20 protein-coding genes, 1 tRNA gene and 1 pseudogene are annotated in these 20,428 nt (G+C 52.6%); 19 read left to right on the forward strand and 3 right to left on the reverse strand.

The features are described from left to right. The 11 genes from KJ869_09345 to KJ869_09395 all read left to right on the forward strand — a co-directional run. Nucleotides 1-406: rubrerythrin family protein (locus tag KJ869_09345; GenBank protein MBU1577396.1), on the forward strand; the 406-nt coding region annotated here is incomplete at its 5' end. Between the two features lie 31 nt (nucleotides 407-437). Continuing rightward, the gene (locus KJ869_09350) at nucleotides 438-842 is read left to right on the forward strand and encodes an OsmC family protein (protein ID MBU1577397.1); all 405 of its coding nucleotides are present in this window, start codon (nucleotides 438-440) and stop codon (nucleotides 840-842) included. Then, nucleotides 842-1,018: a YtxH domain-containing protein gene (locus KJ869_09355; protein MBU1577398.1), complete on the forward strand. Its 177-nt coding sequence runs from the start codon at nucleotides 842-844 to the stop codon at nucleotides 1,016-1,018. Before KJ869_09350 ends, KJ869_09355 begins: the two co-directional genes overlap by 1 nt. A 29-nt stretch (nucleotides 1,019-1,047) precedes the next feature. Continuing rightward, nucleotides 1,048-1,569 carry a DUF255 domain-containing protein gene (locus KJ869_09360; protein ID MBU1577399.1) on the forward strand — a complete coding sequence of 174 codons (522 nt, stop codon included), beginning with the start codon at nucleotides 1,048-1,050 and terminating at the stop codon, nucleotides 1,567-1,569. 215 nt (nucleotides 1,570-1,784) lie between these two features. After that, nucleotides 1,785-2,234 (forward strand): redoxin domain-containing protein, encoded by a 450-nt coding sequence (locus KJ869_09365; protein MBU1577400.1) that lies wholly within the window; start codon nucleotides 1,785-1,787, stop codon nucleotides 2,232-2,234. 121 nt (nucleotides 2,235-2,355) lie between these two features. Continuing rightward, nucleotides 2,356-3,960: a hypothetical protein gene (locus tag KJ869_09370; protein MBU1577401.1), complete on the forward strand. Its 1,605-nt coding sequence runs from the start codon at nucleotides 2,356-2,358 to the stop codon at nucleotides 3,958-3,960. Beyond that, nucleotides 3,947-4,456 carry a hypothetical protein gene (locus tag KJ869_09375; protein MBU1577402.1) on the forward strand — a complete coding sequence of 170 codons (510 nt, stop codon included), beginning with the start codon at nucleotides 3,947-3,949 and terminating at the stop codon, nucleotides 4,454-4,456. Before KJ869_09370 ends, KJ869_09375 begins: the two co-directional genes overlap by 14 nt. Nucleotides 4,457-4,567: 111 nt before the next feature. Beyond that, nucleotides 4,568-5,140 (forward strand): nitroreductase family protein, encoded by a 573-nt coding sequence (locus KJ869_09380; GenBank protein MBU1577403.1) that lies wholly within the window; start codon nucleotides 4,568-4,570, stop codon nucleotides 5,138-5,140. Between the two features lie 168 nt (nucleotides 5,141-5,308). Then, the gene (locus KJ869_09385; protein MBU1577404.1) at nucleotides 5,309-6,172 is read left to right on the forward strand and encodes a 4Fe-4S binding protein; all 864 of its coding nucleotides are present in this window, start codon (nucleotides 5,309-5,311) and stop codon (nucleotides 6,170-6,172) included. Between the two features lie 115 nt (nucleotides 6,173-6,287). Continuing rightward, nucleotides 6,288-8,045 (forward strand): DEAD/DEAH box helicase, encoded by a 1,758-nt coding sequence (locus tag KJ869_09390; protein MBU1577405.1) that lies wholly within the window; start codon nucleotides 6,288-6,290, stop codon nucleotides 8,043-8,045. A gap of 324 nt (nucleotides 8,046-8,369) precedes the next feature. After that, entirely contained in the window at nucleotides 8,370-8,858 is a 489-nt protein-coding gene (locus KJ869_09395) for a hypothetical protein (GenBank protein ID MBU1577406.1), read from the forward strand. Between the two features lie 367 nt (nucleotides 8,859-9,225). On the opposite strand, the gene hemW is transcribed toward KJ869_09395, so the two are convergent. Beyond that, the gene (gene hemW / locus KJ869_09400; GenBank protein ID MBU1577407.1) at nucleotides 9,226-10,356 is read right to left on the reverse strand and encodes a radical SAM family heme chaperone HemW; all 1,131 of its coding nucleotides are present in this window, start codon (nucleotides 10,354-10,356) and stop codon (nucleotides 9,226-9,228) included. Nucleotides 10,357-10,512: 156 nt separating this feature from the next. Between hemW and KJ869_09405 the strand changes: the two genes are divergently transcribed. The 4 genes from KJ869_09405 to KJ869_09420 all read left to right on the forward strand — a co-directional run bounded on the left by KJ869_09405 (nucleotide 10,513) and on the right by KJ869_09420 (nucleotide 14,437). Continuing rightward, nucleotides 10,513-10,599: transfer RNA gene (locus KJ869_09405), tRNA-Leu, on the forward strand. 444 nt (nucleotides 10,600-11,043) lie between these two features. Continuing rightward, entirely contained in the window at nucleotides 11,044-12,093 is a 1,050-nt protein-coding gene (locus tag KJ869_09410; protein ID MBU1577408.1) for a type IV pilus twitching motility protein PilT, read from the forward strand. Nucleotide 12,094: 1 nt separating this feature from the next. Then, entirely contained in the window at nucleotides 12,095-13,180 is a 1,086-nt protein-coding gene (locus KJ869_09415) for a type IV pilus twitching motility protein PilT (GenBank protein ID MBU1577409.1), read from the forward strand. Nucleotides 13,181-13,249: 69 nt separating this feature from the next. Continuing rightward, nucleotides 13,250-14,437, forward strand: coding sequence for an SPASM domain-containing protein (locus tag KJ869_09420; GenBank protein MBU1577410.1), 1,188 nt, complete (start codon nucleotides 13,250-13,252; stop codon nucleotides 14,435-14,437). A 30-nt stretch (nucleotides 14,438-14,467) separates the two neighbouring features. On the opposite strand, the gene KJ869_09425 is transcribed toward KJ869_09420, so the two are convergent. Continuing rightward, complete coding sequence (locus tag KJ869_09425) at nucleotides 14,468-15,169, reverse strand: tetratricopeptide repeat protein (GenBank protein MBU1577411.1); 702 nt, start codon at nucleotides 15,167-15,169, stop codon at nucleotides 14,468-14,470. 177 nt (nucleotides 15,170-15,346) lie between these two features. Between KJ869_09425 and KJ869_09430 the strand changes: the two are divergent. The 4 genes and pseudogenes from KJ869_09430 to KJ869_09445 all read left to right on the forward strand — a co-directional run bounded on the left by KJ869_09430 (nucleotide 15,347) and on the right by KJ869_09445 (nucleotide 19,455). Further along, nucleotides 15,347-17,499 (forward strand): annotated as a pseudogene (locus tag KJ869_09430) (RNA-binding transcriptional accessory protein). Nucleotides 17,500-17,523: 24 nt separating this feature from the next. Then, nucleotides 17,524-18,426, forward strand: coding sequence for a hypothetical protein (locus KJ869_09435; protein ID MBU1577412.1), 903 nt, complete (start codon nucleotides 17,524-17,526; stop codon nucleotides 18,424-18,426). Between the two features lie 48 nt (nucleotides 18,427-18,474). Then, on the forward strand, nucleotides 18,475-18,894 hold the full coding sequence (locus KJ869_09440) for a secondary thiamine-phosphate synthase enzyme YjbQ (GenBank protein MBU1577413.1): 420 nt from the start codon (nucleotides 18,475-18,477) through the stop codon (nucleotides 18,892-18,894). A 60-nt stretch (nucleotides 18,895-18,954) separates the two neighbouring features. Continuing rightward, entirely contained in the window at nucleotides 18,955-19,455 is a 501-nt protein-coding gene (locus tag KJ869_09445; protein MBU1577414.1) for a lipocalin family protein, read from the forward strand. A gap of 118 nt (nucleotides 19,456-19,573) precedes the next feature. On the opposite strand, the gene KJ869_09450 is transcribed toward KJ869_09445, so the two are convergent. Further along, the gene (locus tag KJ869_09450; GenBank protein ID MBU1577415.1) at nucleotides 19,574-20,293 is read right to left on the reverse strand and encodes a DUF2807 domain-containing protein; all 720 of its coding nucleotides are present in this window, start codon (nucleotides 20,291-20,293) and stop codon (nucleotides 19,574-19,576) included. Nucleotides 20,294-20,428: the final 135 nt, after the last annotated feature.

Raw genomic sequence — 20,428 nt, forward strand, 5'->3', positions numbered from 1 at the left:
CAAAAAATTCTTCAAGTTCCTGGAGGGAGGCGGAGTTGAAATCACTGCCATGTATCCGGCCGGAAAGATCGGCACCACCGCCGAGAACCTGAAGGCTTCCGCTGAGGGCGAGAACGAGGAACACACCAAGCTGTACCCGGAGTTCGCCGCCATAGCCGACGAGGAAGGGTTTTCCGAGATCGCTAAAATATTCCTGTTCATCGCCGAGGTGGAGCGGGAACACGAGGCCCGCTATCTGAAGCTGCTGGCCAACATCGAGAAGAAGCAAGTTTTCAAAAAAGATAAGCCCATCAAATGGCGTTGCCGTAACTGCGGTTACGTCTACGAAGGCAATGAAGCACCCCAAGCCTGCCCGGCCTGCGCCCATCCCCAGAGCTATTACGAAGTGCTGGCTGAGAATTATTAATCACAAACACATCATAAGATAAAAGAGATATATGCAATTGACATTGGATTGGGTCAAGGACCTGCAGTTCGCCGCCAGCGACGATGCTGGCCACGGCATAGTAGTCGAATCGAAGAAGGACGGAACCCCGTCGGGCTTCACCCCCATGCAGTTGCTGCTGATCGCCCAGGCCGGATGCATGGCTATGGATGTGGTCTCCATTCTGAAAAAGAAACGGGCGGAACTGGTAGGATTCCGGGTGCTGATGGACGGAACCAGAGCCGAGGAACATCCCAAAAGATTCACCGAAATGAATTTTATCTTTGAGGCCCGGGGCCATGTCCCGCCGGAGGCGCTGGGGGAAGCTATCCAGCTTTCCAAGGAAAAATACTGCTCGGTCTCGGCCACCATCCAGAACGGGGTCAAGATGAAAATAGAAAGCCGGGTGGTAAGCTGATGCATCCGATATTAAAGATCATTCTGGGGGCTGTCGGAGGAGCGGCTTTGGGCTTTTTATATTATAAATTCGTCGGCTGCCGCACCGGGGCCTGCCCCATGGCCGCCAACCCCTGGATCAGCACCCTGGTCTGGGCAGTCATCGGCGGGCTGCTGATGTCCGGCCTCAACAAGTAACCTAAATAAAAAAACCATAGGAGCAATCAATGAATAGATACCTCCCCCTGCTGATCCTGGCCTTATCGCTGACCACCGGAATTTCCTGCGCCGGCAACAAGAAAGCCGAAAAGGATGATGTCAAATCCGTTCAGGCCAAAGCCGAGTGGCTGGCCTTCGACCAGGCCATGGAAAAGGCCGCCGCCGACAAGAAGTATGTGGTGGTTGACTTCTATACCGACTGGTGCAAATGGTGCAAGGTGATGGACGATAAAACCTACGCCGATTCTTCGGTGGCAGCGGCCCTGAAGGAGAATTTCGTCATTGCCAAAATAAACGGCGAGAGCTCGGAAAAGATCACCTACCTAGGAAAGACCATGGCCCAGTCGGATTTCACCATAAACATGAAGGTCAGCGGATTTCCCTCCACCCTGTTCATGGACAGCGACGGGAAGGTGATCGGCATTCTGCCGGGTTATATCGAGGCCCCGGTATTTTTAAAGATCCTGGCCTATGTATCCACCGAAGCCTATAAGACCAAGAAGCTGGACGATTATCTTTCCGGGAAATAGCCATGAAAAGAACCGTCGGAATAATTATCTTGATCATTTCTATTGCAGCTATTGCCGCAGGCGTTTTTCGGAAAGAGCTGAGGCCCCTTTACATCAACGCCAGGGCCATCTGCTATTCCTGTATCGGGCTGGAATAGGATGCCTTTTTTTGACAGGATTTACAGGATTCACTTAAGGGATCAATCTTAACAGGAAAAGCAAAAGGAGAGAATGTGATCAAGATCGGCCAGAAGGCCCCTGATTTTATTTTACGGGATCAGCACAATGCCGAATTCAAACTGAGTGCTTTCAAGGGGCGCAAGGTGTTGCTGTCCTTCCATCCGCTGGCCTGGACCAAGGTCTGCGCCAGGCAGATGCAATCGCTGGAGAAGAATCTCAAGACCTTCGACCTGCTCAACACCATGCCGGTGGGACTCAGCGTGGATACCGTTCCCTCCAAACACGCCTGGGCCAAAACGCTGAAGGCAAGAAACCTGCGGATGCTGGCTGATTTCTGGCCGCACGGCAAGGTGGCCAAGGCCTACGGCCTGTTCCGGGAGAAGGAGGGCTTCTCCGAACGGGCCAATATCATCATTGACGAGTTCGGACAGGTGATCTGGATAAAAGTTTACCCGATAAAAGAACTACCGGATATCAAAGAGATAATCAAAGTGCTCTCAAAATAAATTCCTGATAGCAAATAAGGCCGCCTGAACTGGCGGCTTTTTCTATTATTTTTCTTGACATGGCCACCGGATGAATGTAGAATACGCTCAATATAATAAACTATTAATTGAACCATACAAGATGAAAAAAACAATCATCATGGGAATTTCATTGCTTTGCCTGGCCCTGATCGTAATCACCTGTGCCCGGCACTATGGCTTCAGGAAGGATTACTCCCGGGCCAATGCCCTGCTGCATGATACGGAAAATCTGGCCGCCAAACCTTTTTTGAAAGCTCATCTTAAAAACGGGGATATCTGTATTTTAAGAAATACCTGGCGGGTCGATACCGTTTACCAGTTTTTAGTGGGCGAGGGGGACCGCTATGATTTCAACCGAAACAGTAAACAGCAGGGACGGCTTACCATAGACATCGACAGCGTGGCGGTATTTGAGACCAACCAGAAATTGGTGGGTCCGGAGAACGAGCGGGTAGCGGCTCTTTCCATTCTGGCCGGACTGGATATCATCCTGGCCATTTATTGCCTGACCAACCCCAAGGCCTGTTTCGGTTCCTGCCCCACCTTCTATCTGGGCAGTGATGAAAATGTTTTCTACTCCGATGCCGAGGGTTTTTCCAACTCCATCGCCCCCTCGCTGGAGAGCTCGGATATTGACGCACTGAATAACGGCCGGATCGTCAACCGGAAAATATCCCTTAAGATGAAGAACGAGGCCATGGAAACCCACGTGGTCAAAGATGTCAGGATTTATGCTGTTCCCCGCAAGGAGGGAGAAAGGATCTTCCACACACCGCAGAACGATTTCTTTCGTTGCCGCCAGCCCCTGCCGCCTAAAAGCGCCCTGGCCGGCGAGGGTGACTGCGCCACCCTTCTGGAGAATGCCGACAAGGTGGAACGCTTCAGCCTGGCCGACCCCAAGAACATGAGCAGCAAGGAGGAAATAATACTGTCGTTCGATCCGGCTGATCTAAACCAGGCCGGCCTGGTGATAAGTTTTAGGCAGACCATGATGACCACCTATTTGATCTACAGTGCCTTTGGGTATATGGGCGATGAGATGGGCAGCGTCTTTGCCGAGATGGAAAAAAGAGCCGGTCAAAAAAAGGATCTGGGCGGGATCCGCCGGGAGCTGGGCGATATTGAGGTTTACCTGTGGGATCAAAGAACCGATAAATGGGTAAAGCAGGGCGGCTTCTACGAAACCGGGCCCATCGCCTTCAATCATCAATTACTGCCTTTCAACAAAGGCCTTTCTGACTTCAAGGGTAATTTAAAGGTCAAGCTGGTCTTGAACCGGGGTCTGTGGCGAATAGATTACCTGGCCCTGGCTGAGATCATCGGACCGGCCGAAGCGGTCATTCTTCCCCCGGAAAAGATCGAATATTTCAAGACGGGACAGGAACCGGCTCTTTCGTCGGCAGACAATTTCAGCCGGCCCATAATATCCATGCCGGGCGACATCCGGCGGTTTGACTTTATGCTGCCCGATGATTCGGCTGATTATGAACTGTTTCTGTATTCCAAGGGATACTATCTGGAATGGATGCGCAGCAGCTGGATCAAGGAGAAGGACCTGGGCAAGTTGGCCCGAATGCTGATGGTGCCCAAGATGTATCTTAAGGAGGAGGCCGCCGATTACAAGCGCTATGAAACGGTGATGGAAAGGGAATTCTGGAATACAAAAATAGATCATAGGATGTTCAGTTATTATGATAAAAAATAACATACTCTGGGCGGCCCTTATTTTGGCCGCCCTGGCCGCCTCCTGCGCCGGTCCGATCAGTTATCTGCCGGAACACGAGATGATCGGCGAGGAGAGTTATGGCTCTTATATTGAGATCAGCACTTATAGTGGAAAGATATATGCCGGGGAGCTGATAGCGGTGGGCGATTCCGGGCTGGTGGTCCGTGAGGAAATAGAAAATCTTTCCCATTGTTTTTTATCCCCTTTGGCAGATATAAAGTCGTTTTCCATAAGATACGCCAACGGCAAGAATTATGGCTGGGCGGTGCCCCTGTACACACTGGGATCACTTTCTCATGGCATGTTTTTTATTTTTACCGCTCCTATAAACTTAATAGCCACAACCGTGATCGCAGTTGAGGCCTCCCAGGCCTATGAAATGAACAGCCAGGTAATGACATTCGCAGAACTTAAACTGTTCGCCCGCTTCCCGCAGGGCCTGCCGGAAGGGATAACCCTGGAAATGATCAAATGATGCAAACCAAAAAATGCCGGCGTTTTCTAATGTCATTCAGGTGTCATTCAGGCTCTTGTTTTTTCTTTAATCGGGTGTATAATGCTAGTATACAAATAAATGGAGGATATCATGGACGTCGTAACCGCCATTCAAACCCGCCGGGCCTACCGGTCGCTGGACCCGGTGGCCATCACCGCTGAACTGATAAATGAACTGACCAAGGCCGCCGGCCTGGCCGCTTCCTGTTTCAACAAACAGCCCTGGCGTTTCGTGTTCGTTTATGAGAAGGAAACGCTGGAAAAAATGCACGGCGCCTTGTCCAAGGGCAACGAGTGGGCCTACGACGCCTCGATGATCATCGCCGTGGTCGCTAAAAAGGACGATGACTGCGTCATCAAGGACGGGCGGGAATATTATCTGTTCGACACCGGCATGGCCGCCGCCCATCTGATCCTGCGGGCCACCGAGCTGGGGCTGGTGGCCCATCCCATCGCCGGGTTCGATCCGGAAAAGGTCAAAGAAATATTGGCAATACCCGAGGAAATGACTGTGATCACCCTGGTCAATGTGGGAAAGCACGCGGAGAAGATTGGGCCCAGGCTGAGCCCCGATCAGGCCAAGGGAGAGAAGGAGCGGCCGCCCCGGAAGCCCCCGGAGGAATTCGCCTTTCATAATAGGTATGGTAAGGGTGAGGGGAAGTAGCCGGAAATTGCTACGTTCGTTTACTATTTTCTTTTTTAAAACCTCTCCCCTACCCCTCTCCTAAAGCATTAGGAGAGGGAAGCGTGAGGTCAGGGGGTCGATCTGGCCACTCGCTTATGGACCCATTTGTTGATTGACAAAACAGCCGCTATCCCTTATCATTACACCATGTTCTCCAAGCTTACCACCAGAACCAAACGGCTCTATGTTCAGATAGCGGCCACCGTCCTCACCTTTTCGTATTTCCTGGCGCCGGTTCTGAAGTATATCCCCTGCCCGACGCTGACTTGCTATGCCTGCCCGTTGTCGGTGTTCGCCTGCCCCATCGGAACCCTGCAGCACTTCGTGATCATCGGAGTGTTCCCCTTCTTCCTGCTGGGCATCCTTTTCCTGATCGGGGCATTAGTGGGACGCTGGGCTTGCGGATATCTGTGCCCCTTCGGGTTGTTCCAGGATATTCTGGCCAGGATCCGAAAGAAGAAATTCGATCCGCCTTCCTGGCTGGGCTGGGGACGCTATGTGTCGCTGTTCGGGGTGGCCGTCATCATCCCGGCCTTGACCCATGAGCCCTGGTTCTCCAAGCTCTGCCCGGTGGGGACCATCGAGGCCGGGATACCCTATGTAGCCGCCGCCCTGCTGAAGATAAAACTGCCAGGCCAGCCTTTCGACGCCCTGGGAATGGTGGGAAACTTTTTCTGGCTGAAGATCTTCCTTCTGGCCCTGACCATCGCCGCCGCTATTTACATCAAAAGGCCGTTCTGCCGCTATATCTGCCCGCTGGGGGGCATCTTCGGAATGTTCAGCCGGATCTCCCTGCTGCAGATAAAAGTGGATCAGTACGAAACCTCGGAAAATGTCGACTGCAAAAAGCTGTGCCCGGTGGACATGGACATCACCCGGGATCCGGCCTCGGCCGACTGCATCCGTTGCCTGCAATGCACCAAATGCCCCGGAGTAAAACTGGAAAAACCCATCAAAATCATTAACCGAACAAAGACCTCCGTAAAAACACCTTCCCCACGGAAACATTAAATTACCTAATAAAAGCACCAGATTTATCATACCTCATTCCGTGTTTTTCAGAATTTTCAAGTTTCAGTGGTTAGTTGCTCTGAGTTCTCAATCCATCAAATTAAAGAAAGAATCTATGCCCTTAAGAAAATTATTGTCCCTGTTCAAGGGAAAGAAAAAAGAAACGGCCGAGCCCGAGAAGACCGATCATAAACCGGCCGCCCGGCACCATGCCCCGGAGCGGACCACCGTTCGCCATTCCGGCGGGCAAAACCGGCGGCCCCACCAACAGCCTCCCCGGCCGGCAGCGGCCCGAAGACCGGACCATCCCAAACCGCATCATCAGCCCAGGGCCGAAACTCCCCGGCCGGCGACCTATCGCAAGCCGGAACACCCCAAGCCGCATCCCCAGCCCAGGACGGAAACTCCCCGGACGGCCACCTATCGCAAACCGGAACATCCCAGGCCGCATACCCAGCCAAGAACGGATACTCACCGTCCGGCGGCAGTGGTTCACCATCCGCCCCAGCAGCATAAAAAGCCGGCGGCGCCTACCGGGCCCCAGCTTAAGTTCGACCAGTTGGGCCTAGCCCCGTTCCTGCTGAAGGCCATCAATGAGGAGGGCTACGCCGATCCCACTCCCATCCAGCAGCAGACCATCCCGCTGGCCCTGTCCGGCAAGGATCTTCTGGGTTGCGCCCAGACCGGCACCGGCAAGACCGCTGCTTTCGCCCTACCCATATTGCAGAAGCTGACCCGCCCGGAAGTGGTGGGACAGCAGTTCCGCGACATCAAGGCTTTGATAGTGACCCCCACCCGGGAACTGGCGGCCCAGATCGGCCAGAGCTTCGCCGCCTACGGCCGCCACAGCGGTCTGCGCTATGCCGTGATCTACGGCGGGGTCTTTCAGGGGCATCAGCAGAAGGCCATGAAAGGCGGGGTGGATATATTGGTGGCCACCCCCGGACGGTTATTGGACATGATGAACCAGCGGCTGATCCTGCTGCACAAGGTGGAGATCCTGGTGCTGGACGAGGCCGACCGGATGCTGGACATGGGTTTCATCAACGACATCCGCAAGATCGTGGCCAAGGTACCCATCCGCCGGCAGACCCTGTTCTTCTCGGCCACCATGCCCTCGGAGATTCGCCATCTGGCCGGAAGCATTCTGGACAATCCGGTGTCCATCTCGGTGACGCCCGACACCTCTGCCGCCGAGACGGTGGAGCAATCGGTATATTTTGTGGAGCGGAACGACAAGCCCGATCTGCTCAAGCATCTGTTATCGGATGAGATTTTTACCCGGGCGTTGGTGTTCACCCGCACCAAGGTCAGGGCCGACCGGGTGGCCCGAAAGCTGACATCCGACGGCATTCCGGCCTCGGCCATCCACGGGGACAAATCCCAGGGAGCCCGGGAACGGGTGCTGGCCGGGTTCAAGGACGGCTCCATCCGGGTGCTGGTGGCCTCGGATATCGTCTCCCGGGGGATCGATATCGACGCCATCTCCCACGTGGTGAATTTTGACGTACCCCAGCAGGCCGAGGCCTACATCCACCGCATCGGGCGGACCGGCCGGGCCGGGGCCATAGGCAGCGCTATCACCTTCTGCGATGCCGAGGAGCGGGGGGATTTGCGGGAGATAGAGAAACTTTTGGATAAGTCCATTCCGGTGGTAAGCGAGCATCCTTATAAGTCGGAGATGTCGGTACACGAAGCGGTCAGCGAACACCGTCGCCGGACCGGACGGAAGCCCCAGCAGGGGCGCTCCGGGCAACGGCCACAACGGGTATCGCAAGCCGGCCAGCGGCCCAAGCAGGCCCCAGCGGCCGCCCCCAAGACCACCCACGCCAGCCACAAACCGGGCAGCGGCCGTCCGGGACGGAGAGGGTAGATATTTAATCTACAGCGATAGCCTAAAGGCTATCGCTGGTTATCATCAAAGGCCGATATCTCGGCCTTGTTGAATGCACCAGCGATGTTATTCATAGCATCGCTGCGTTTATTAGGAAGCCCCGCCAACCAGCGGGGCTTCTTTTATTTCATTATAGGAAATATATTAAAAATGTCCTTGACAGGATTGTGACTTTGGAATAAAATGCTGTTGTTTACATGCTAAAGTTCAACATTAAATTTAAATAGAGGATTTATGAAACGAGTTATTGTTACGTGTACGATTTCTTTTATTATATTTACTTTGAGCGTTTCATGTTCTACAATGAAACCAAAACTTAAACACCATAAAAGTCAACAGGCATTTCTTGAATGGTGGTTAACCCCTCATTATGAAACAGCAGCCTTCACAGATTACAAAGGCTGGGAGATAATAAACAATCCCAAAGAACTTGGCATTGAAAGTGATTTACTGAAAGGAAATGAGAATATCTATCATGTGCTTACATGGGATAAATATAATTGGTACCTTATTTTGTCACAAGAAAATAAAAAGAATACATGGCTTGTTCAAATGCCACAAAATATATGGTCGCCTCTTGATACTACCCTTTCATACGAATTATCTATAGATTCAATTTCAATAAAATATACAGATATTACAGAAGCTAGTGTAAACTTTTATTGGTGTGAAGGTGAAACATATCCTTTAATAGAATTTATTACTAATCACCCTGCGTATGTCCCATATTATTTATATATTTGGAACGCTAAAAAACATGTTTATGTCCTCCATAATAAAAGAACTAGTTGATTTCGCGCTCCCTTCTTTCTTTTAAATTTTCTTAAATAAACATAAAGCCCCACCAATCGGCGGGGCTTTATTATTTTAGATGGATTCCTGTCTTCACAGGAATGACACGAAAGCAAGTGTCTTCTCGCAATGACTATCCCCTCGCCTGATTTATCAGGAGAGGGGCGGGGGTGCCTTGGTGGTTAACGGGTCCCTGGATTGCTTCGTTTGCAAACAGAATAGCCTCCTCGCAATGACTATTCAACCCAGGAAAAGAAACTCTGTGCCCCAGTGTCTCTGTGTGAAAAAAGCCTGGATTCCCCAATAAATACACCAAACCTCACTAAAATATTTTAGAAATTTTCGTGTGTTTCATGGGCAATATCCCCTACGGGGCGAAGTCCGCCAGAATCGTATCCGACAGCAGCAGCCCTTCGATGTTCAGCCTAACCCGGCCGCCCTCCTTCTCCAGGTAATAATTCTCCTCCAGCTTGCGCCACACCTGGGGCATATATTCCCTGGGCTTTATCCCCCACTTTTTTTCAAATTCCCTGACAGCTATCCCCTCAACCATCCTTAAACCCAGAAATATGGCTTCGAATATCCTCTGCTCCCGGGTAAGATTCTCTTCCATCTCGGCCGGGCTGTTCCCTTTTGTTAGCGCAGAGATATATTTATCGGCCTCCTTGAAGTTGGACCAGCGTTTCCCGTCAATATGGGAATGAGCCCCGGCCCCGGAGCCCAGATAATCCCCACCGACCCAGTAGTTGAGATTATGCCGGGAGCGATAATTCTTTCTGGCGAAGTTGGATACCTCGTAATGGGCATACCCGGCGGAGCCCATGGTCTCGATGGCCGCCAGATACATCTCCTCCTCCAGCTCTTCGGGCGCCGGAGTGAGCCGGCCCTGGCCCTTTTGCCTGGTGAACTCGGTCTCCGGCTCATAGGTCAAGGAGTAAAGCGAGATATGTTCCGGCCCCAGTTCCAGGGCTTTTTTAAGATCGTCTTCCCAGCCGGACAATCCCTGCCCCGGCAGGGCAAAGATCAGGTCCAAGCTGATATTTCTGAAACCAGCTTGCCGGGCATCATAAAAAGCTTTTACGGCCTGCTCCGGATTGTGGAGGCGGCCCATCAATTTTAAAAGATCGGGATCGAATGATTGCACCCCCAGGCTTAGCCGGTTGAAGCCGGCCTCGTGCAGATCGGACAGTTTGTAGATATCCACCGTCCCGGGGTTGGCCTCGATGGTCGTCTCGCAACCATCGCTGACCGGCCCGAACTTTTCTTGGACCGCTCCCAATATCTCTGATAGTTGAGTCGCCGAAAGCAGGCTGGGCGTTCCTCCTCCAAAGCAGACTGTTTCCAAATTGTCATTTTTCATTTTACAATTTGCAATCTCTTTCATCAGAGCCTGGCAATAATCCCCGGCCTCCGATTCGGAAACAAGCGGGCGGGAATTGAAACCGCAGTACCCGCATTTGGCCAGGCAGAACGGAATGTGAATATAAACGTTATTCATATTTGAATATGATAGCACACCGAAATATCAAAGGCAACTTTCATTTTAATAATCGGTAAATATATAAGGATATTTTTGCCGATATGTTGCCCGGTGTTTACCGCAATTACTGATTGACAAAACCGGCTTCTTTTGCTATCCTTAGGCATCTTTTGGGCCGGTGTGGTGAAACTGGTAGACGCAGTGGACTCAAAATCCACCGGTAGCAATACCATGGGGGTTCGATTCCCTCCACCGGCACCAAGTATGCTTATGGGGGTTCTGTGCCGGCAGTCTTAGTGACAGCCCTGCGACGGCGCATCCGCCGCCGAATGATTCAATGGTCGGGCTGCTGGCGGAGATTCCCTCCACCGGCACCAAGTTGCCCCTGATAAAAACGGCAACCAGGCATTGCAATACGAAAGCGAACAATATTGCATAATGTCAGATTCTGTTGTAGTTTGCATAACCTCGCCTAAAGAAACATCGCAATACATTTATCAGGCCAAGTCATTATCCTGTTAAAAAGGGGTTAAACTGCAATAACAGTCTGCTTGATAAGAATTCTCAACAGCAAATTGCCGGCTGGTACAAAATTTGCTGTATATTGTCTTTATATACAACTGTGGGTGGGCAGTTTTAATAGGGATTAAATCATAAACTATTCCTGATTTTTTAATGACCAACAGCAATCCCCAATTACCGCAGATGGATCAGCTCATGGAGGAGCTGGTGTTGCGGGAGGCCTCCGACCTGCATATCCGGGTCGGGGAGCCGCCTATTTATCGCATCGGCGGAAGGTTGGTGCGCAGCGAATTCCCGGTGCTGGGCGAGAACGACACCCGGGCCCTGCTGTTCAGCATCATGAATGTCGAACAGCAGAAAAGATTCGACCAGGATCTGGAGCTGGATTTCGCCTTCGGCCTGCCGGGGGTGGCCCGCTTCCGGGTGAACTCCTTCCGCCAGCGGGGCTACGCCGGCGCGGTGATGCGGGTGATACCGCTAAAAATAAAGACCATCGAGGAGTGGGGTCTGCCGCCCATCTTGAAGGATCTGGCCCTGATGCCCCGTGGCCTGGTGCTGGTCACCGGACCCACCGGCTCCGGGAAATCCACCAGTCTGGCGGCCATGGTGGAGCACATCAATCAGCAGCGCAAAGCCCATATCATCACCCTGGAGGATCCCATCGAGTTCCTTTACAAGGACAACCAATCGGTGATCGAACAGCGCGAGGTGGGGTCCGACACCCCCAGCTTCGCCTCCGGCCTGAGCCATGTCATGCGCCAGAACCCCGACGTGATATTGGTGGGAGAGATGCGCAACTACGAGACCATGTCGCTGTCCATCGCAGCAGCCGAGACCGGCCACCTGGTGCTGGCCACCCTGCACACCACCGACGCCGCCCAGACGGTGGACCGCATCATCAATACCTATCCACCGGAGTCCCAGGCCCAGGCCCGGGTCCAGCTGGCCACCGTGCTTCAGGCGGTGATATCGCAGGCCCTGCTTCCGGCGGTGGGCAAGAACAAACTGGCCGGGGCCTTCGAGATCATGGTGTGCACCCCGGCGGTTCGCAGCGTCATCCGCGACGGCAAGACCCCCCAGATATATTCGCTGATCCAGACCGGCGCCAAGTTCGGCATGCAGAGCCTGGATCAGGCCCTCAAGGACCTGGTGCGCAGTGGCACCGTCACCCTGGACGACGCCCTGGCCAAGTCGTCCAATCCCCAGGAACTGGAACAGTCGATAGGTAGATGATATGCAGCTTCCCGAACTTTTATACATGATATACCAGAAGGGCGCTTCCGACCTGATTTTGAAGGTGGGGAACAACCCCATGATGCGCCTGCAGGGAAGCCTGGTGGCGTTGGAGCTTCCCCCGCTCAATTCCGAGGACACCAAGCGCTTCGCGGTGGAGATCATGACCAAGGAGCAGCTGGAGCGCTTCCGCCGTGACAAGGAGCTGGATATCTCCTGTTCCATCGCCAACCTCTGCCGCTTCCGGGCCTCGGCCTTCATTCAGCGCGGGGAGTTCGGCCTGGTATTCCGGCTGATCCCCAACAAGATCCCCAACATGGATGAGCTGGGCCTGCCCATCATCTCCAAGAACCTGGCCATGCGCCCCCGGGGACTGGTGCTGGTTACCGGGCCGGCCGGCTGCGGAAAATCCACCACCATCGCCTCGATGATCAACACCCGCAACGCCAACCAGGAATGCCATATCATCACCGTCGAGGACCCCATCGAGTTCGTCTATCAGGACCTCAAGGCCGAGATCAACCAGCGCGAGGTGGGCAAGGACACCCTGTCCTTCACCAACGCCCTTAAGAGCGTACTGCGCCAGGATCCCGACGTGATCGTGGTGGGCGAGATGCGGGATCTGGAGACCATCTCCCTGGCCATTACCGCGGCCGAGACCGGGCATTTGGTGCTCTCCACTTTGCACACCACCGACGCCATGCAGACCATCGACCGGATAGTGGACGTCTTTCCGCCCCACCAGCAGACCCAGGTCCGGATGCAGCTGTCGGGAAACCTGCTGGGCGTCATCTCCCAGGTGCTGCTGAAGAGGGCCGACGGCAACGGGCGGGTGATGGCCTACGAGATCATGCTGGTCAACAGCGCCATCCGGAATCTGATCCGGGAGGCCAAGACCTCCCAGATACCCTCGGCCATTCAGATGGGCATGAAACAGGGAATGACCACCCTCAATTATTCGCTGGCCGACCTAGTGCGGCGCAAGGTGGTCACCCCCGAGGAGGCCCTCGGCCACACCGACAACCAGGAGGACCTGAAAGCACTCCTAGCCCGCCCGGTTCAGCCGGCGCCAGGACCGGTCAAATAATATACCAGGATCACTTCTTTTCGCAAGGTTGGTGATATCACCAGCCTTGCGTTTTAGCTTTAAAGGTAAATGATGAAAGCTTCCCGCTACAATCATATCATCTGGCGCCGCAATCTGCCGCAGCTGCTGTACAATTCCTGGCACCATCGGTTTTTGGAATTGGACAATGCCCAGTCTGCGGTCTACGGCGGACTGTCCCTGCCCCTGACCTATAATCTGATCAACCAGAAGGATCCATCGGTAGCCAAGCTGGTGGCCGATCTGGACAAAATGGAATTCCTGATCGATGACAACCGTGACGAACTGAAGCAGATCGAGGTGCTTAGCCACCTGCACCGCTTCGACCGCAGCCGCCTAGAGCTGTGGATCAACCCCACCACCCGCTGCGACCAGAACTGCCCCGGCTGTCCCTATCAGGACAGCCGCTCCGATCTGACGGCTCCGGCCCTGGAGAAGATATTCCGGCTGATATCCGGGCGAACGCCGGGCCTGAAGCAATTGCGCATCAACTGGTGGGGCGGCCAGCCGGCCCTGGCCTGGAAGATGGTGCTGGATTTCGATAAAAAGCTGGCCGAGCTGGCGCGGCAATTTGGTTTCGAATATTCCTACCGCACCATCAGCAGCGGCGGCGGCCCGGCCAATCGATTGACCGCCCTGTCCCGGGAGAACGAATTGTATCTGAACATCGAATCTGTCGACCTTAATAATCTGCCTGCGGCCCCGGTCGTTCTGCTGGGAGACATCGCCGGGATCTTAAAAAAAATTGATAAACTTCCTCCGAGATCACGGATCAGATTCATAAAAAATATCCCCGGGGGGAAACTCTGCCGGAATGTCAACCATTTGTGCCACAGCGCGCCAAATCTGGAGGACGAGGAGGTGGGGGACATCAACCGCCTGCTGGAAGCAGGCTTCACGGTTGAGAATCTGCCCCGCCCCAAACTGGTGTCCTGCCAGGCGACCGACCCCCAGAGCTTCATAATCGACGCCGCCGGGAACAGCTATAGATGCTGGGATGATCTGGGGGGCCCGAAGAAAATGCTGCCGGAGGATACAGATGATCCGATGGCCCCCCAGAATTTCCGCTGGCTGGACTGGGACCCTTACCATGAGGCCCATTGCCGGATGTGCAACATCCTGCCCTGGTGCCTGGGCGGCTGCCGGGCCAGGCCGCCCGATGCCGACTGCAGCCAGTGGCACTATGCTCTCAGAGAGATGCTGTCGCTGGCCGCGGCGGCAAAAAAGAAGGGGGCCTGAAATTTCAGGCCCCCTTCTTTCGTCCTTCGGTCATTTCTCCTTGTCCATCAATGCCAGGTAGGTTTTTACCCGGATATTGTTGGGGTCGATCTCCAAGCATTTATTCCACTGCTCCCGGGCCAGCTCCTTCTGGTCGTCCTTCATATAAGCCACCCCCAGCAGGATCATGGCCTCGATGTAATTGGGGTTGGAGGACAAAATGATCTCTATCTCGCCGATGGTCTTGTGAAAATTGTTCAGGCTTAAGTAGCTCTTGGCCAGCCGGAGCCGGATGTCGGGGTAATGGGGGTTGATGCTCAGGGCCTTGCCGAATTCCTCCACCGCTTCGTAATGATAGCCGATGTCGCTGTAGGTGATCCCCAGCTTGGTATGAGTCTCGGCCAGCCGGTTGCGGATGCTGAGGGTCAGCCCGTCCTTGATATCCTCGGCCTCCGAGGCTTTGTTGAAGTACTTCACCGCATCCTCGTAGCGCCCCAGCTCATTCAGGCTGATGGCCAGGTTCAGGTAGGCCTCCACATAGCGGGGATTGAGCTCAATGGCGGCATGGAAGCCTTTTACCGCCTCCTCGAACTGCCCGTTGAAATGGTAGGACATTCCCAGCTGGTTTTGGAGGTCCGGAAACTTGGGCGACAGCTTGATCGCCCGCTTTAGCTCCTGAATGGCCTCGCCGTAGCGGCCCTTGGAAAACAGTTCCAGGCCCGCCTTGTAGTGTTGTTCGGTTTCGAATTCCATTTTTACCTCTTCGGGATGGTTTATTGTCAAAGGCTCCGGACGCAGATAATGTTATAAATGTAACCCAAAAACACAAAATTATCAAGAAGAATTTTCAACCGCAGATGTTTTCTTTGATGAAATCACCGCCAAAATGGATTATAATTGTGAGACGGCTAACATAACACGAAAGGCGCTATGCTTAACGAGCTTCAAATAACCCAGGCTATCACCCGCGAACTGGGGCTTCAGGCTTTCCAGGTCAGCAACACCCTGGAACTATTTAATGAGGGGGCCACTGTCCCCTTCATCGCCCGTTACCGCAAGGAAAAGACCGGGCTGCTGGACGAGGTCCAGATCAGGAATATCCGCGATCGCTTCGATTACATCAAGGAACTGGAGGGGCGCCGGGCCGCCATCCTTAAAAGCATCGAGGAACAGGGCAAGCTCAGCGAAGAACTAAAAGAAAAAATAGAAGCCTGCTTAGTCAAACAGGAGTTGGAGGATCTTTACCTGCCCTACAAGCCCAAACGGAAGACCAAGGGCATGGCGGCTAAGGAAAAAGGATTGGAGCCGCTGGCTATGGAGCTGTGGCTGCAGGGACAAAGCATCGTCCCGGAAAAACTGGCCGAGAAATTCGTCGATCCCGCTCTGGGTGTGAATAACACAAAGGAGGCGCTGGACGGAGCCAAATATATCATCGCCGAGCTGATATCCGACGATGCCGAGGTCCGCAAGTTCATCCGGGAGGTCACCCTGGCCAAGGGCATCCTGACCTCGCGGGTAAAAGAGGAATTCCAGGAGCAGAAGACCAAATTCAACCAATACTATGATTTCAAGGAGCCGCTTAAAAGCATCCCCTCCCACCGTTTCCTGGCCATCATGCGCGGTGAGACCGAGGAGGTGCTGACGGCCGGCCTGGAAGCCCCGGCCGGTGAGATAAATGAATATCTGCTAAAAAGATTCATCAACGACAGCTCCTATGCTCAGGCAGGTTATCTGACCGAGGTCATCGGCTTCGCCTACCGGGTTTATCTGAACAGTTCAATTGAGGTGGAGCTGCGTTCCGAGATCAAGGAGAAATCGGACATCGAGGCCATAAGGGTGTTCGCCGAGAATCTGCGGAATCTTTTGCTGGCCCCGCCGGCCGGATCCAAGGCGATAATGGGAATAGATCCCGGGCTGCGCACCGGCTGCAAGATCGCGGTGGTGGACGAGACCGGAAAATTTTGGAATACGCCACCGTCTTTCCCCACAGCTCGGCCGCCCAAAAACAGGAGGCGGCCAAGACCCTGGCCGCCCTGGCAAAAAAGCATAGAATGGAACTAGCCTCCATCGGCAACGGCACCGCCTCGCGCGAAACCGATGCCTTTGTCCGGGAGGTGATCAAGGATAATCAGGGTTTAAAACTTCAGCCGGTGGTGGTCAGCGAGTCCGGGGCCTCGGTGTATTCGGCCTCGGATCTGGCCCGCGAGGAATTTCCCGACCTGGATGTCTCGGTGCGGGGGGCCATCTCCATCGCCAGAAGATTACAGGACCCGCTGGCCGAGCTGGTAAAAATAGATCCCAAGTCCATCGGGGTGGGGCAGTACCAGCACGACGTCAACCAGCCCAAACTCCGGCAGGCCCTGCAGGAGACGGTGGAGTCCTGCGTCAACTTCGTTGGGGTGGACCTAAATACGGCCTCCTATTCCCTGCTGGCATACGTCTCCGGCCTGAGCGAGAGCATGGCCAAGAACGTCGTCAAATATCGCGATGAGAACGGCGCCTTTAAGAACCGCAAAGCGCTGCTGAAGGTGGCCCGGCTGGGGCCCAAGGCCTTCGAGCAAGCGGCCGGTTTTCTGCGCATCAGAGACGGCGCCGATCCGCTGGACAACTCGGCAGTTCATCCCGAAAGCTACGCCCTGGTCAAGCAGATGGCCAGGGACCTGAAGACCAAAACGGATCTGCTGGTGGGCAACGCCTTGCTGGCCGACCAGATCGACCCCAGAAAATACGTCACCGATCTGGTGGGCCTTCCCACCCTGAACGATATCCTGTCGGAACTCAAGAAACCGGGGCGCGATCCCCGGGATAAATTCGAACTGGCCAATTTTATGGAGGGCGTTACCGCGATCAGCCACCTGAAACCCGGAATGGTGATGGAGGGCGTGGTCACCAATGTGGCCAATTTCGGGGCCTTTGTGGACATCGGCGTCCATCAGGACGGATTGGTGCATATCTCACAGCTGGCCAACAAATATGTGCGTGACCCCAAGGAGGTGGTCAAGGTGGGCCAAAAGGTCAAGGTCAAAGTGCTGGAGGTGGATTTAGAGCGCAAGCGCATCGCCCTGTCCATGAAAGAAGCTTGAGAATCTTTAACAAAAAGGAGCAATATGAATAAGAAAATAATATTTACTCTGGCCTGCTTTCTATTAATTGGATGCAATAAAAATTTAAAATACAGGGTTTATGACAACAAAGTAAACGTACTTTGTGAAATACCCCTACAAAAAGAGCCATACAATTTGGGCAACATAGTAGCGGATGAATTTGTTTACCCTGAAGGTTTTGCGGTGGACACCAGCGCTTTATATATATTTGATTATGGAAATGATCGTATCTGCAAAATAGACTGGCAGGGAAATTTCTTGGCTTTTATTAAAAAACAAAAGAATACCAGCATTTGGTTAAAGCCCGATAAATCAATACAAGTATCATGTTTTGAAAATCTCGTTAACTATTTTAAGAGCACAAAGAAATACGAAAAATTAATTGAAATAGCAATGAGGTATGACACAATAAAAGAAATAAACAATACACCGTATAGCCCTTCTTATTGGAATATTGACACTAAAAATAATTTATTAAACGTATTAGAAGATGGCCATAAACTCATTACATTTGATTTAAAAGGCACCGAAGTTACAACTAAAGAACTATCTCCAAGGTTACCAATAAAAATCACTAAAGAGGATACAACTGGAGGATATCAACATAAGGTGGTAACTCAAATTACCCTCAATAACCCTACCGACGAAATCGAATACTACTTGGGAAGAACGGGAACAGGTAATTATATTTTTGCTTCACTTTACGATAGCCAAAAGTTATTTATATTTAATCCGAACGGCATCCTAGATAAAATTGAGGATATAGCGGTGTTTTTAAATGAAAGACATTTTATAATTTCTGGTAATTTTCAAGATCCCGGCATAGATTATATTTTACATAACAATAAAATAATAATTAAAGTAACGGGTAATAAAAGTATTTTATTTTTAGAATACGAAAGATAACCCATATAATAAGTTTTTATTCTGGACTGTTTCATAAGGAGTTTATTTATGCAATCATACCGGAAAGAACTTTGGTTCAACGTCCCCTCCCGCCGGGGGTTCGTGAATATCACCGGACAGGTAAACGAATGTCTTAAAGAAAGCGGGATCAGGGAGGGCTTGTGCCTGGTCAACGCCATGCACATCACCGCCAGCGTCTTTATAAATGACGACGAGGGCGGCCTGCACCAGGATTACGAAAAATGGCTGGAATCTTTGGCCCCGCATGAGCCGGTATCACAATATCTGCATAACCGGACCGGCGAGGACAACGGCGACGCCCACCTAAAAAGGCAGGTCATGGGACGGGAGGTGGTGGTGGCGATCACCAAGGGAAAGCTGGATTTTGGTCCCTGGGAACAGATATTCTACGGCGAGTTTGACGGAAGAAGAAAGAAAAGAGTATTGGTAAAGATAATTGGAAACTAATTATAAAAAATATCGGAGGCAACTATGAATAATATTTTGATCCCATTTGCCTGCTGCATTATGCTGATCACTTCCCCATTGCTGGCCCAGAAGCAGGAACTGCCGCCGTTGCAGACGGTCCCCAAGGTGGACCTGAACCGCTACCTGGGCACCTGGTACGAGATCGCCACCATCCCCCAGCGTTTCCAAAAGGGCTGCACCGCCGTCTCCGCCACCTACACTCTCCGGCCGGACGGCAAGATAAAAGTGCTCAACGAATGCCGCAAGGATTCCCTCAACGGGAAATACAAGGCAGCCAAAGGCAAGGCCTGGGTAGTGGACACGGTATCCAACGCCAAGCTCAAGGTCCAGTTCTTCTGGCCCTTCTCCGGGGCCTATTGGATAATCGAGCTGGACAGCAGTTACCAGTATGCGGTGGTGGGCCACCCCGACCGTAAATATTTATGGATATTGTCCCGCAGCCGTAAAATGGATGATTCTCTCTACAACGATCTGATGAAGAGGATACAGAACCACGGCTATAATCTGTCCGGGATCATCAAGACATCCCAACCGGAGTGAGGGAACATTAAAAAAAGAGCAGGCATAATCGCCTGCTCTTTTTTTATTTTTACAAGGAACATCCTGTCACCCTGAGAATTGCTACCTGCTTATCAAATTGAACTGGTGACAAATTTTCTTATTCCTTATGCACCCGGCCCACCCCGCTCACATTCTTTGTCACCACCTTGGGGCTTCCCTGATAGCTGACATCACCACTGCCGGCAATGTTGACCGTCAGTTCCTGACTGGAGTTCACCTTGCAGTCGCCGGCCCCGCTGATAGTTACGAAGGTCTTCTGGCTGGTCAGTTCATAGGTCGAAACATCGCCCGAACCGGCTATGGAAATATTGAAATTATCGGCGCTGCCTTTGAGTTTGATGTCCCCCGCCCCCCGGATGCTGGCATCAATATCCCGGGCTTCCAGCTCCAGTTCGATATCCCCTGAACCATTGACCACCAGGCTGAGATCACCGACCTTAAACTTGTTCTGGCCTTTGACATCGGAGGATCCGTTGATGCACAGCTCCTTCAGCTCCGGCAGGGTGACATAGATCTTGCGGGTCTTGCTTTTGAATACTCCGATCCGTATCTTATGCTTCTTGTCGCTTACCTTAAGCCGGCCGGCCTTGATCTCGGTATCGATCTTCTCCAGCACTTCCGGCTCGGCCTCTATCCGCAGGCTGTACTCTTTTCCCTGGGTTATGTACAGGTCATAGGCTCCGTTGACCTGTATCTTGTCGAATCCGGAGACATCCCTGTTCTGGCTGATGGGCTCGCCGGCATAGGCCAGGGCCGAGATCAATGTCAGGCTGACAACAAGCAACCCGACGACCGGTTTGAAATTTAATCCCTTCATTTTACCGCTCCCTATAAATATTTGTGGTTGATATCCGTTAAATATTACGAGCCCGATCAGTATAAGGTTTCACTTTGTTACCTTGAGAATTGAAAGTTTTCCAGAATATCTGTTTTTAACAAAATCAAATAATAA

The sequence above is a fragment of the Candidatus Edwardsbacteria bacterium genome (genome assembly GCA_018821925.1).
Classification (GTDB): domain Bacteria; phylum Edwardsbacteria; class AC1; order AC1; family EtOH8; genus UBA2226.

What these genes read in the sequence shown, in the direction of transcription:
- KJ869_09415 (MBU1577409.1), top strand. Translation starts at nt 12,095, where the DNA reads ATGCAGCTTCCCGAACTTTTATACATGATATACCAGAAGGGCGCTTCC.
- KJ869_09395 (MBU1577406.1), top strand. Translation starts at nt 8,370, where the DNA reads ATGAAACCAAAACTTAAACACCATAAAAGTCAACAGGCATTTCTTGAA.
- KJ869_09355 (MBU1577398.1), top strand. Translation starts at nt 842, where the DNA reads ATGCATCCGATATTAAAGATCATTCTGGGGGCTGTCGGAGGAGCGGCT.
- KJ869_09390 (MBU1577405.1), top strand. Translation starts at nt 6,288, where the DNA reads ATGCCCTTAAGAAAATTATTGTCCCTGTTCAAGGGAAAGAAAAAAGAA.
- KJ869_09370 (MBU1577401.1), top strand. Translation starts at nt 2,356, where the DNA reads ATGAAAAAAACAATCATCATGGGAATTTCATTGCTTTGCCTGGCCCTG.
- KJ869_09385 (MBU1577404.1), top strand. Translation starts at nt 5,309, where the DNA reads ATGTTCTCCAAGCTTACCACCAGAACCAAACGGCTCTATGTTCAGATA.
- KJ869_09445 (MBU1577414.1), top strand. Translation starts at nt 18,955, where the DNA reads ATGCTGATCACTTCCCCATTGCTGGCCCAGAAGCAGGAACTGCCGCCG.
- KJ869_09350 (MBU1577397.1), top strand. Translation starts at nt 438, where the DNA reads ATGCAATTGACATTGGATTGGGTCAAGGACCTGCAGTTCGCCGCCAGC.
- hemW (MBU1577407.1), bottom strand. Translation starts at nt 10,356, where the DNA reads ATGAATAACGTTTATATTCACATTCCGTTCTGCCTGGCCAAATGCGGG.
- KJ869_09440 (MBU1577413.1), top strand. Translation starts at nt 18,475, where the DNA reads ATGCAATCATACCGGAAAGAACTTTGGTTCAACGTCCCCTCCCGCCGG.
- KJ869_09360 (MBU1577399.1), top strand. Translation starts at nt 1,048, where the DNA reads ATGAATAGATACCTCCCCCTGCTGATCCTGGCCTTATCGCTGACCACC.
- KJ869_09450 (MBU1577415.1), bottom strand. Translation starts at nt 20,293, where the DNA reads ATGAAGGGATTAAATTTCAAACCGGTCGTCGGGTTGCTTGTTGTCAGC.
- KJ869_09410 (MBU1577408.1), top strand. Translation starts at nt 11,044, where the DNA reads ATGGATCAGCTCATGGAGGAGCTGGTGTTGCGGGAGGCCTCCGACCTG.
- KJ869_09375 (MBU1577402.1), top strand. Translation starts at nt 3,947, where the DNA reads ATGATAAAAAATAACATACTCTGGGCGGCCCTTATTTTGGCCGCCCTG.
- KJ869_09380 (MBU1577403.1), top strand. Translation starts at nt 4,568, where the DNA reads ATGGACGTCGTAACCGCCATTCAAACCCGCCGGGCCTACCGGTCGCTG.
- KJ869_09435 (MBU1577412.1), top strand. Translation starts at nt 17,524, where the DNA reads ATGAATAAGAAAATAATATTTACTCTGGCCTGCTTTCTATTAATTGGA.
- KJ869_09425 (MBU1577411.1), bottom strand. Translation starts at nt 15,169, where the DNA reads ATGGAATTCGAAACCGAACAACACTACAAGGCGGGCCTGGAACTGTTT.
- KJ869_09420 (MBU1577410.1), top strand. Translation starts at nt 13,250, where the DNA reads ATGATGAAAGCTTCCCGCTACAATCATATCATCTGGCGCCGCAATCTG.